6 protein-coding genes, 2 tRNA genes, 3 rRNA genes and 1 other annotated feature (1 of these 12 cut by a window edge) are annotated in these 12,765 nt (G+C 43.6%); of the genes, 3 read left to right on the top strand and 8 right to left on the bottom strand.

Annotation, left to right across the window (positions count from 1 at the left end; genetic code table 11):
• The first annotated feature begins 104 nt into the window (after positions 1 to 104).
• Complete coding sequence (locus GTH25_RS04545; RefSeq protein ID WP_075671516.1) at positions 105 to 452, top strand: YfiM family lipoprotein; 348 nt, start codon at positions 105 to 107, stop codon at positions 450 to 452.
• 77 nt (positions 453 to 529) lie between these two features.
• Here GTH25_RS04545 and rrf read toward each other — a convergent pair.
• From rrf to rluD, 8 genes are all read right to left on the bottom strand, one after another.
• A 5S ribosomal RNA gene (gene rrf / locus GTH25_RS04540) occupies positions 530 to 645 on the bottom strand.
• A 117-nt stretch (positions 646 to 762) separates the two neighbouring features.
• Positions 763 to 3,770: ribosomal RNA gene (locus tag GTH25_RS04535) — 23S ribosomal RNA — on the bottom strand.
• A 315-nt stretch (positions 3,771 to 4,085) separates the two neighbouring features.
• A tRNA-Ala gene (locus GTH25_RS04530) sits at positions 4,086 to 4,161 on the bottom strand.
• A 158-nt stretch (positions 4,162 to 4,319) separates the two neighbouring features.
• Positions 4,320 to 4,396: transfer RNA gene (locus GTH25_RS04525), tRNA-Ile, on the bottom strand.
• Positions 4,397 to 4,467: 71 nt separating this feature from the next.
• Positions 4,468 to 6,010 (bottom strand): 16S ribosomal RNA (locus GTH25_RS04520).
• The 16S, 23S and 5S rRNA genes sit together here with 2 tRNA genes alongside, the layout of an rRNA operon.
• Before the next feature lie 579 nt (positions 6,011 to 6,589).
• Positions 6,590 to 9,163, bottom strand: a complete 2,574-nt coding sequence (gene clpB, locus GTH25_RS04515; protein WP_075672443.1) for an ATP-dependent chaperone ClpB — start codon at positions 9,161 to 9,163, stop codon at positions 6,590 to 6,592.
• 146 nt (positions 9,164 to 9,309) lie between these two features.
• The gene (gene yfiH, locus GTH25_RS04510; RefSeq protein ID WP_075672441.1) at positions 9,310 to 10,041 is read right to left on the bottom strand and encodes a purine nucleoside phosphorylase YfiH; all 732 of its coding nucleotides are present in this window, start codon (positions 10,039 to 10,041) and stop codon (positions 9,310 to 9,312) included.
• Positions 10,042 to 11,019: a 23S rRNA pseudouridine(1911/1915/1917) synthase RluD gene (gene rluD / locus GTH25_RS04505; protein ID WP_164530351.1), complete on the bottom strand. Its 978-nt coding sequence runs from the start codon at positions 11,017 to 11,019 to the stop codon at positions 10,042 to 10,044. It abuts the gene before it with no gap.
• Positions 11,020 to 11,154: 135 nt separating this feature from the next.
• On the opposite strand from rluD, the gene bamD reads away from it, so the two are divergent.
• Together bamD and raiA are read left to right on the top strand one after the other, a co-directional pair.
• A complete protein-coding gene (gene bamD, locus GTH25_RS04500) occupies positions 11,155 to 11,889 on the top strand; it encodes an outer membrane protein assembly factor BamD (protein ID WP_075672429.1) in 735 nt (244 codons plus the stop codon).
• Positions 11,890 to 12,160: 271 nt separating this feature from the next.
• Positions 12,161 to 12,496, top strand: coding sequence for a ribosome-associated translation inhibitor RaiA (raiA, locus tag GTH25_RS04495; protein WP_075672427.1), 336 nt, complete (start codon positions 12,161 to 12,163; stop codon positions 12,494 to 12,496).
• Positions 12,497 to 12,651: 155 nt separating this feature from the next.
• Positions 12,652 to 12,765, top strand: a sequence feature (Phe leader region) (it continues 1 nt past the right edge of the window).

The following is a 12,765-nucleotide window of genomic DNA, read 5'->3' as shown; positions in this document are numbered from 1 at the left end:
CAAGGCTTTTTTGTTTAATAAAATTCTTTTCTCAAATCATCCCTTATCTTTAATAATCTTCTATATTAAAAACATTGTTATCAGTGAAAAGGCTTTTATTTTTTATGAAACTAAAGCTCAAATGCTGTTCTCTGATTATTTTATTATCAATAATGACTTTAAATGGTTGCCAATCATTTCATTTTGCCAATGATAATTGGAAAGGCAAAGATAAAGCTCAGCATTTCTTATTTTCAATGGCAGCATCCGCGGGTGCGAATGCGTATGCAGATCATCAAAATTATGGTCATAGAGAGGGATTATTAATAGGGCTCTCATTTTCGATTAGTTTAGGTGTAGCGAAAGAGCTTTATGATAGCCGTCCAGGAGGTACTGGCTGGAGTTGGCATGATTTTGCTTACGATGTTGCAGGAGCAGTTGCAGGTTCATTACTTTATCAGCAATTAAAATAATTTTTTTATTCAGAGTAGCTAAACCTTCAAACGCAAAAAAGCCAACCCATTGGGTTGGCTTTCTCGTCTTATTTAATGCCTGGCAGTTCCCTACTCTCACATGGGGAGGCCCCACACTACCATCGGCGCTACAACGTTTCACTTCTGAGTTCGGCATGGATTCAGGTGGGTCCGCTGCGCTATGGCCGCCAAGCAAATTCTGTTTAATTACCCGTTATTTTGTATCTCTACGCTATAACCAGCAATTTCAATCTTAAACAAGCCTACTTCATCTACTGTCGTCTCTCAGACAAAACACCTTCGGTGTTGTCAGGTTAAGCCTCACGGTTCATTAGTACTGGTTAGCTCAACGTATCGCTACGCTTACACACCCAGCCTATCAACGTCTTAGTCTTAAACGTTCCTTTAGGTCACTCTAGGTGACAGGGAAGACTCATCTCGAGGCAAGTTTCCCGCTTAGATGCTTTCAGCGGTTATCTCTTCCGCACTTAGCTACCGGGCAATGCCATTGGCATGACAACCCGAACACCAGTGGTGCGTTCACTCCGGTCCTCTCGTACTAGGAGCAACCCCTCTCAATCTTCCAACGCCCACGGCAGATAGGGACCGAACTGTCTCACGACGTTCTAAACCCAGCTCGCGTACCACTTTAAATGGCGAACAGCCATACCCTTGGGACCTACTTCAGCCCCAGGATGTGATGAGCCGACATCGAGGTGCCAAACACCGCCGTCGATATGAACTCTTGGGCGGTATCAGCCTGTTATCCCCGGAGTACCTTTTATCCGTTGAGCGATGGCCCTTCCATTCAGAACCACCGGATCACTAAGACCTACTTTCGTACCTGCTCGAGCCGTCACTCTCACAGTCAAGCTGGCTTATGCCTTTGCACTAACCGCATGATGTCCGACCATGCTTAGCCAACCTTCGTGCTCCTCCGTTACTCTTTAGGAGGAGACCGCCCCAGTCAAACTACCCACCAGACACGGTCCCCGATCCAGATTATGGACCTAGGTTAGAACATCAAACGTTAAAGGGTGGTATTTCAAGGTTGACTCCATGCAGACTGGCGTCCACACTTCATAGTCTCCCACCTATCCTACACATCAAGGCTCAATGTTCAGTGTCAAGCTATAGTAAAGGTTCACGGGGTCTTTCCGTCTTGCCGCGGGTACACTGCATCTTCACAGCGAGTTCAATTTCACTGAGTCTCGGGTGGAGACAGCCTGGCCATCATTACGCCATTCGTGCAGGTCGGAACTTACCCGACAAGGAATTTCGCTACCTTAGGACCGTTATAGTTACGGCCGCCGTTTACTGGGGCTTCGATCAAGAGCTTCTCCCTAAGGATAACCCCATCAATTAACCTTCCAGCACCGGGCAGGCGTCACACCGTATACGTCCACTTTCGTGTTTGCACAGTGCTGTGTTTTTAATAAACAGTTGCAGCCAGCTGGTATCTTCGACTGGCTTCGGCTCCGTCCGCAAGGGACTTCACTTACCGCCAGCGTGCCTTCTCCCGAAGTTACGGCACCATTTTGCCTAGTTCCTTCACCCGAGTTCTCTCAAGCGCCTGAGTATTCTCTACCTGACCACCTGTGTCGGTTTGGGGTACGATTGTTGGTAACCTGAAGCTTAGAGGCTTTTCCTGGAAGCAGGGCATCAATTGCTTCACCACCTTAGTGGTTCGTCATCACACCTCAGCATTAAGTGACCGGATTTGCCTAATCACTCTGCCTACATGCTTGAACCGGGACGACCGTCGCCCGGACAACCTAGCCTTCTCCGTTCCCCCATCGCAGTTACCACCAGTACGGGAATATTAACCCGTTTCCCATCGACTACGCTTTTCAGCCTCGCCTTAGGGGTCGACTCACCCTGCCCCGATTAACGTTGGACAGGAACCCTTGGTCTTCCGGCGTGCGGGTTTTTCACCCGCATTATCGTTACTTATGTCAGCATTCGCACTTCTGATACCTCCAGCATACCTCACAGTACACCTTCGCAGGCTTACAGAACGCTCCCCTACCCAACAACACTTAGTGTTGCTGCCGCAGCTTCGGTGCATGGTTTAGCCCCGTTACATCTTCCGCGCGGGCCGACTCGACCAGTGAGCTATTACGCTTTCTTTAAATGATGGCTGCTTCTAAGCCAACATCCTGGCTGTCTGAGCCTTCCCACTTCGTTTCCCACTTAACCATGACTTTGGGACCTTAGCTGGCGGTCTGGGTTGTTTCCCTCTTCACGACGGACGTTAGCACCCGCCGTGTGTCTCCCGTGATAACATTCTTCGGTATTCGCAGTTTGCATCGAGTTGGTAAGTCGGGATGACCCCCTAGTCGAAACAGTGCTCTACCCCCGAAGATGAATTCACGAGGCGCTACCTAAATAGCTTTCGGGGAGAACCAGCTATCTCCCGGTTTGATTGGCCTTTCACCCCCATCCACAAGTCATCCGCTAATTTTTCAACATTAGTCGGTTCGGTCCTCCAGTTAGTGTTACCCAACCTTCAACCTGCCCATGGATAGATCACCGGGTTTCGGGTCTATACCCTGCAACTCATTCGCCCAGTTAAGACTCGGTTTCCCTACGGCTCCCCTATACGGTTAACCTTGCTACAGAATATAAGTCGCTGACCCATTATACAAAAGGTACGCAGTCACCCCACCACTAAGCCTCCTCTGCTTGATTTTGTTGGTTGGACGTCGCATTCGCTCCGTCTACCGCACATTATCATGCAAAAGAATCGCTGTGAGTTCACCACTAGCTTAGTGGTGGGGCTCCTACTGCTTGTACGTACACGGTTTCAGGTTCTTTTTCACTCCCCTCGCCGGGGTTCTTTTCGCCTTTCCCTCACGGTACTGGTTCACTATCGGTCAATCAGGAGTATTTAGCCTTGGAGGATGGTCCCCCCATATTCAGACAGGATAACACGTGTCCCGCCCTACTCGTCGAGTTCACAATAACAGCATCTTCGGATACGGGGCTATCACCCTTTACTGCCGGACTTTCCAGACCGTTCTCCTGATGCTGCTATTGATTAAGACTCTGGGCTGTTCCCCGTTCGCTCGCCGCTACTAGGGGAATCTCGGTTGATTTCTTTTCCTCGGGGTACTGAGATGTTTCAGTTCTCCCGGTTCGCTTCATTAACCTATGTATTCAGTTAATGATAATATCCATTGGATATTGGGTTTCCCCATTCGGAAATCGTCGGGTATAACGGTTCATATCACCTTACCGACGCTTATCGCAGATTAGCACGTCCTTCATCGCCTCTGATTGCCTAGGCATCCACCGTGTACGCTTATTCGCTTAACCTCACAACCCGAAGATGTCTTCTAAAACGGATTGCTACGCTTCATGATTTCGACGTTGGGCAGTGCTCGCAATGCTCACATACTTTAAGTATGCTCCGCTTGCTGTGCGCTGTCCGCCTTGAAATCATTTTGCTCGCATATCCTTTCTGAAGAGTATTTTCAGATTTGAGATTTTGAGAGACTCATCAATATACCTCGGTGATATATTGATTTGTTTTCAATTTTTCAGCTTGTTCCAGATTGTTAAAGAGCAAAATAATTCGCAGTATACTATTGCTAATATACTCTGAATTATTGTTTTATATTCAAGAGATTATGGTGGAGCTAAGCGGGATCGAACCGCTGACCTCCTGCGTGCAAGGCAGGCGCTCTCCCAGCTGAGCTATAGCCCCATAATGCATTCTTTAATACCGTTTTGTTTCTCAGGTTTCTTTCTTATTGGAAGTGTTCCTTTAAGTAAGAATTGAGCCAATCGCAGTGAGACAAGGCGTGAAGTCACGAAGTTTACATCAGTAAACGAGTGATTTCACAACGCAGTATCAATACGATTTGGTAGGCCTGAGTGGACTTGAACCACCGACCTCACCCTTATCAGGGGTGCGCTCTAACCACCTGAGCTACAAGCCTATACCGGTATTTCTGCTCGTTCTTCATCAGACAATCTGTGTGAGCACTGCACATAACACGTATCTCTTAGGTAAGGAGGTGATCCAACCGCAGGTTCCCCTACGGTTACCTTGTTACGACTTCACCCCAGTCATGAATCACAAAGTGGTAAGCGCCCTCCCGAAGGTTAAGCTACCTACTTCTTTTGCAACCCACTCCCATGGTGTGACGGGCGGTGTGTACAAGGCCCGGGAACGTATTCACCGTAGCATTCTGATCTACGATTACTAGCGATTCCGACTTCATGGAGTCGAGTTGCAGACTCCAATCCGGACTACGACAGACTTTATGAGTTCCGCTTGCTCTCGCGAGGTCGCTTCTCTTTGTATCTGCCATTGTAGCACGTGTGTAGCCCTACTCGTAAGGGCCATGATGACTTGACGTCATCCCCACCTTCCTCCGGTTTATCACCGGCAGTCTCCTTTGAGTTCCCGCCATCACGCGCTGGCAACAAAGGATAAGGGTTGCGCTCGTTGCGGGACTTAACCCAACATTTCACAACACGAGCTGACGACAGCCATGCAGCACCTGTCTCAGCGTTCCCGAAGGCACTCCTCTATCTCTAAAGGATTCGCTGGATGTCAAGAGTAGGTAAGGTTCTTCGCGTTGCATCGAATTAAACCACATGCTCCACCGCTTGTGCGGGCCCCCGTCAATTCATTTGAGTTTTAACCTTGCGGCCGTACTCCCCAGGCGGTCGATTTAACGCGTTAGCTCCAGAAGCCACGGTTCAAGACCACAACCTCTAAATCGACATCGTTTACAGCGTGGACTACCAGGGTATCTAATCCTGTTTGCTCCCCACGCTTTCGCACCTGAGCGTCAGTCTTTGTCCAGGGGGCCGCCTTCGCCACCGGTATTCCTCCACATCTCTACGCATTTCACCGCTACACGTGGAATTCTACCCCCCTCTACAAGACTCTAGCCAACCAGTTTCAGATGCAATTCCCAAGTTAAGCTCGGGGCTTTCACATCTGACTTAATTGACCGCCTGCGTGCGCTTTACGCCCAGTAATTCCGATTAACGCTTGCACCCTCCGTATTACCGCGGCTGCTGGCACGGAGTTAGCCGGTGCTTCTTCTGCGGGTAACGTCAATTGCTAAGAGTATTAATCTTAACACCTTCCTCCCCGCTGAAAGTACTTTACAACCCTAAGGCCTTCTTCATACACGCGGCATGGCTGCATCAGGCTTGCGCCCATTGTGCAATATTCCCCACTGCTGCCTCCCGTAGGAGTCTGGGCCGTGTCTCAGTCCCAGTGTGGCTGATCATCCTCTCAGACCAGCTAGAGATCGTCGCCTAGGTGAGCCTTTACCCCACCTACTAGCTAATCCCATATGGGTTCATCCGATAGCGCAAGGTCCGAAGAGCCCCTGCTTTGGTCCGTAGACGTCATGCGGTATTAGCCACCGTTTCCAGTAGTTATCCCCCTCTATCGGGCAGATCCCCATACATTACTCACCCGTCCGCCGCTCGTCAGCAAGAAAGCAAGCTTTCTCCTGTTACCGCTCGACTTGCATGTGTTAGGCCTGCCGCCAGCGTTCAATCTGAGCCATGATCAAACTCTTCAATTAAAAGTGTTTGATGCTCAAAGAAATCGAAAACTTAGCTATTCATAAATGAATTTACTTTTGTTGTTCACTCTTCAAGACTTGATACATCTAATATTTTAGAAGATATCGTCTCTGCGAGTGCCCACACAGATTGTCTGATAATTTGTTAAAGAGCAGTGCAACATTCGCTGCCGTTTCCGGTCTTCTGCGTTGTTGCGAGGAGGTGCATTCTACATCTTCCTCATTCAGTGTCAAGCGTTTATTTACAAGGCTTTCCACTTTTTTCTTCGTTCTCTCGGCTAACTCACTTAGCGTGGTTTGCCGTGACAACGAGGGCGCATTATAGGGAGTTTTCTGAATGTGACAAGTATTATTTTGAAAAAACCTTTCAATAGCACATTTTGTAATCAAACCGGTCTTGTTGGTGCAAATAATAGACAGTATTTGCCTAAAAAAGTTTCAAATATAAAAACACTATTTGTAGATTATCTTTATTCTCTCTAATTAAGACATAAAACATAAAAAAAGAGGCTTATATAAGCCTCTTTTTCAATTTAATAGTGTCTCTTCTTTATCAGAAGCAATAGAGAATAGCCTCTATTACTGTTTTGCAATTATCTTATTGTCATCTAAATCTAAGATAATCTCTTTACCCGGTAATAATTTGCCAGACAAGATATCTTGAGCTAATGGGTTTTCAACCTCTTGCTGGATAGCCCGTTTCAATGGACGCGCACCATAAATTGGATCGAATCCAACTTCGCTCAATTTCTCTAATGCAGCGCCTGTAATTGTAACGTGATAACCACGTTCTTCTAAACGCTGGTATAAACGACGCAACTGAATTTGTGCAATCGCAGCAATGTTTTCTTTACCTAATGGGTGGAATACCACAACTTCATCAATACGGTTAATAAACTCTGGTCTGAAATGATGGCCAACAACATCCATCACAATAGTTTTCATTTCAGGGTAATCAATTGTCCCGAAACGTTCTTGAATTAAATCAGACCCTAAGTTCGATGTCATAATCACAACTGTATTACGAAAATCGACAGTTCTACCTTGTCCATCCGTTAAACGACCATCATCCAATACTTGTAATAAGATATTGAATACATCTGGATGCGCTTTTTCAACTTCATCTAATAAGATGACTGAATAAGGGCGACGGCGAACGGCTTCTGTTAAATATCCACCTTCTTCGTAACCAACATATCCTGGAGGCGCACCCACTAAACGAGAAACGGAGTGTTTTTCCATAAACTCAGACATATCGATACGAACCATTGCATCATCACTATCAAACAAGAAGTTCGCTAATGCTTTACACAACTCAGTCTTACCAACCCCTGTTGGTCCTAAGAATAAGAACGAACCTATTGGACGATTAGGATCTGATAATCCAGCACGACTACGACGGATAGCATTAGATACTGCACTTACAGCCTCAGCCTGGCCAATAACACGTCTATGTAATTCTTGTTCCATTCTTAGCAGTTTTTCACGTTCCCCTTCTAGCATTCTAGATACAGGAATACCTGTCCAACGCGCTAAGATCTCAGCAATTTCAGCATCAGTGACTTTATTACGTAACAGCTTCATATGCTTATCTTCAGCTTTATTAGCTTCAGCAAGCTGTTTTTCTAATGTCGGAATTTGCCCATATTGGATCTCTGACATTTTAGCTAAATCACCACTACGACGAGCTTGCTCTAATGCAATACGTGCTTGCTCTAATTCAGACTTAATATGCTGAGTACCCGTAAGCTCTGCTTTTTCTGCTTTCCACTCTTCTTCTAAAACAGAATATTCTTTCTCTTTTTCAGCAAGTTCTTCATTTAGCATTTCTAAACGTTTTTTACTTGCGTCATCAGACTCTTTTTGCAGTGCTTGTTGCTCAAGTTTAAGCTGAATAATACGTCTATCAAGTCTATCTAATGCTTCTGGTTTTGAATCCATTTGCATACGTAGGCTCGCACCCGCTTCATCAATCAAGTCAATCGCTTTATCTGGCAACATACGGTCAGAAATATAGCGATGAGATAAAGTCGCTGCGGCAACAATCGCAGGATCAGTAATTTGAACATGATGATGAAGTTCATAACGTTCTTTCAGACCACGCAAAATAGCAATTGTGTCTTCTACTGTTGGCTCTGCCACATACACTTTTTGGAAACGACGTTCTAATGCCGCATCTTTTTCAATGTATTGACGATATTCATCTAGTGTTGTTGCCCCCACACAATGCAACTCACCACGAGCTAATGCAGGCTTTAACATATTTCCCGCATCCATAGCGCCGTCGGCTTTACCTGCGCCAACCATTGTGTGTAATTCATCAATAAACAGAATAACGCTACCTTCCTGTTTAGATAAATCATTTAAAACGGCTTTTAAACGCTCTTCAAATTCACCACGATATTTAGCACCCGCTAATAACGACCCCATATCTAAAGAAAGTACACGTTTATTTTTTAAACCTTCAGGGACTTCGCCATTAACAATACGTTGCGCTAAACCTTCAACTATTGCCGTTTTACCTACCCCCGGTTCACCAATAAGTACAGGGTTATTTTTAGTACGGCGTTGTAGAACTTGAATAGTTCTTCTTATTTCTTCATCACGACCAATGACAGGATCGAGTTTGCCTTGTTCTGCTCTTTCCGTTAAATCCACAGTATATTTTTTCAATGCCTGACGTTGGTCTTCTGCATTTTGATCGTTCACTGTTTCTCCACCACGTATTTTTTCAATCGCTATCTCAAGACTTGCTTTATTCGCTCCGGCTGCTTTTAGCATGTCAGCAACTTGACCACCGGTTTCCATAGCAGCTAAAAGAAAGAGCTCTGATGAAATAAATTCATCACCTTTTTTCTGTGCCAATTTATCGCACAAATTAAGATGCTTAATTAAATCATTTGAGGGATGAACCTCTCCACCAGCACCTTCGACTTTAGGTAATCGAGACAAAGCATCATTAATTCGCTCGTTAAATTGCGATGCATTAACACCTACAGATGTTAATAGAGGGCGAATTGAGCCACCTTGTTGATTAAATAACGCACTCAGTAAATGTATGGGTTCTATAAATTGATTATCGTTCCCAAGTGCCAATGACTGGGCGTCTGCGAGAGCTTGCTGGAATTTATTGGTTAATTTATCCAGACGCATAACACCTCCAAGTAAAATTTAAAGTAAAATTCGTAACTGGAGAATAGATGAGGTCATTTTGACAATATTCAAGCTCAAAATAAAAATTTTGAGCAAAAATATTTATCAATATTTGAGATAAGTGAGAAAAATCGTTGAGAAGAAGTTTATTTAATCCAGATTAATGATGCCATTCGTCCTGTTATATGCTCTCGTCTATAAGAGAAAAAGCGCGATGGATCAGTGACAGTACAAAAATCACCACCATAAATCTGAGTTACCCCACTTTCCTGTAAGATTATTCTCGCTAACATATAAATATTAGCTAAGTATTTACCGTTGTGGGGAATAAAAGCAGGCTCAAAGGCAATATTTTTTTCGATAAATGCCAACCGAACTTCTGCACCGACCTCAAAAGCGGTTGGCCCAATTGCAGGACCTAACCATGCCATAATTTGATCTTTAGGTGCTTTAAAATGCGCAAGTGTATTTTGTAATACACCGTGGCAAAGCCCTCGCCACCCACCATGAGCTGCGCCAACTTCTGTTCCATCAACAGTTGTAAAAAGGACAGGCAAACAATCTGCCGTCATAATTGCACAAACTTTTTTTTCAGTAGAGGTGTAAAGGGCATCACCTTGTACTTCATTATTTTTCTCAGTATTTAGTGTAACAACATGAGTACCATGAACTTGTTCAAGCCATAGTGGCATTTCAGGTAATTGAGCTTGTTGACAAATTCTGCGTCTATTTTCTTCGACATCAGATAATTTATCACCAACATGAGTACCTAAGTTGAGGCTATTATAAGGTGGCAGACTAATCCCCCCTTCTCTCAAGGTACTACAAGATCCAATATTTTCAGGTTGTGGCCAATCTGGAAAAATCAATGAAGTCATTTACCAATCCATTTCATCTTTAAACTGTTCAACGTCAGCTTTTAGCACATCGATAAGCTTAACCATATCATCAGGTAATGGTGCATGCCATTCCATTTCAATACCCGTTATTGGATGATAAAGACGTAGCATCGTTGCGTGTAGAGCTTGTCTATCAAATAAACGTAACGTTTCACGTAACTCATCTGAAGCCCCTTTTAAAGGACGAGGTCTTCCTGCATAAAGCTGATCACCAATTAACGCATGGTGAATATGAGCCATATGAACACGAATTTGGTGAGTACGGCCAGTTTCTAAACGTAAACGCAAACGTGTATGAGCACGGAAATGCTCCATGACACGATAATGTGTTACTGCTGGTTTACCCATTGGATGCACAGCCATATGAGTACGTTTAGTTGGATGTCGAGAAATAGGTTCATTCACTAATCCACCTGCCGTCATTCTTCCTGTTGCAACCGCCTCATACTCACGGGTGATTTCACGACGTTGTAAAGCTTCTACTAAATGCGTTTGAGCAGGAACTGTTTTTGCTACAACCATTAAACCTGTTGTATCTTTATCCAATCGGTGGACAATACCTGCACGAGGTACATTAGCAATCTCTGGATAGCGATAAAGTAATGCGTTTAATACAGTGCCATCTGGGTTACCAGCACCAGGATGTACAACGAGATCTCTTGGCTTATTGATAACAAAAATATCATCATCTTCATAGACGATATTTAACGGAATATTCTGAGGCTCCCAGCGAACTTCCTCTTCAATTAAGGCATCGACTTCAATTTTTTCACCGCCAAGCATTTTTTCTTTTGGCTTATTGATGATTTTATCGTTAACCTGCACTCTATTGTCTAAGATCCACTCTTTTATACGGGATCTTGAATAATCAGGGAACATTTCGGCCAAAGCTTGATCTAAGCGTTGACCCAGCTGTGAATCTGCGACTGTAGCATTAAGTCGTATTTGTTGAGACATAAATAATTTTCTATTAATTAAGTTAGTGTTTTGACGGCACAGCCGTTTCATTTAAAATGAGTTATAGTGTAACCGATTTCAGGGGAGCTTCACGGAGAGACTCCCCAAACCTATTCAGAGGATAATCAATACGTGATGAGACGCATTAAATACCTGGTGGCAGCGGCCACTGTAAGCCTGTTACTTGCTGGCTGTTCGAGTTCAGACAAAGACGCTACTGCCGATATGTCGCCTTCTGAGCTTTACTCAACCAGTCAGGAAAAATTGCTAGATGGCAATTATGGAGCGGCTATCAAACAATTAGAGTCTCTCGATAATCGCTATCCTTTTGGCCCTTACTCGCAACAAGTTCAACTCGATCTGATTTATGCTTATTATAAATCAGCGGAACTACCAATGGCGATTTCTGCAATCGACCGTTTTATGCGATTAAACCCAACCCATCCTAATATCGACTATGTTCTTTATATGCGTGGCTTAACAGCTCAAGCATTAGATGATAGTGCATTACAAGGATTCTTTGGTATTGATCGTTCAGACCGTGATCCTCAACATGCAATCGTAGCATTTAAAGATTTTAGTCAATTAGTTCGTTACTATCCAGACAGCCTTTATGTCGCCGATGCAACCAAACGCCTAGTCTTTCTTAAAAACCGTTTAGCGAAGTATGAGCTTTCTGTTGCGAAATTCTATACTAAACGAGGGGCTTATGTCGCGGTTATTAATAGAGTAGAGCAAATGATGCGTGATTATCCTGATACACAAGCCACTCGTGATGCGCTTGTCTACATGGAAAACGCTTATAAAGAATTAGGTCTGACACAAGAAGCTGAAAAAGTAGCTTCATTGATTGCAGCAAATCCAGCCTAACTAAAACATCACCATCAAAAACAGCAGCTTATCGCTGCTGTTTTTTTATTCTTTTCTAACTAAATTGTCTTTACTTTTCATCAGCCCAACCTTCCTAATATGACTGAATAAATGCAACTTAACAAGCGGTCTTTTTCAGCTATTTATCATTTGTCACGTTTCTATTACTAGTTACACATACATCTAACAAAAAGTGATTTTGATCATGTTTTAAATTGTGTATCACGATATTCTGAAGTTATCGAAGACGGAGTAATAAAGAGGTAACTATATGATTATAAATATTACTAGCAAACAAATGGAAATTACCCCAGCACTACGTGAACACATTGAAAGCCGTCTAACTAAACTCAATAAATGGCAGGTGAATTTAATCAATCCTCATATTATTCTTACGAAAGATCCTAAAGGTTTTAGTGTTGATGCCAGCATTCATACACCAAATGGGCAACTGGTCGCTAATGCACAACACGCCGATATGTATGTTGCAATTAATGACTTACTCGCAAAACTTGAACGTCAATTAAACAAAGTTCAGCATAAAAACGAATCTCGTCGGGCTGATAACAGCCTAAAAGAAGAGAATTTACTTGTCGATGAAATGTAAATAGTAAAGCAAGATTAAAAATTAGAATAAATCACTGACTCAAAACGCCTCTGCGCATCCTCGTGATGCGCTTTTTATTGTATTTATCTTGACTCCTTTCACATCATCATGTTTGATAGCTATATGTTAAATAATTTACCAATCAATATAATGAACAGACATTCACATTTGCCTTTCTTCTTTTTCTTTTTACTCTTTCATTAAGAGGCTTTGTCATTTCAGAAAGAAAAGTAAGAACGACAATAGCCTCCAACTGGAGGCTTTTTTAT

It is taken from the genome of Proteus terrae subsp. cibarius, assembly GCF_011045835.1.
Taxonomy (GTDB): domain Bacteria; phylum Pseudomonadota; class Gammaproteobacteria; order Enterobacterales; family Enterobacteriaceae; genus Proteus; species Proteus cibarius.
Note: the sequence above shows the minus strand (reverse complement) of the source record. Positions and strands in the feature narration are given on the sequence as shown.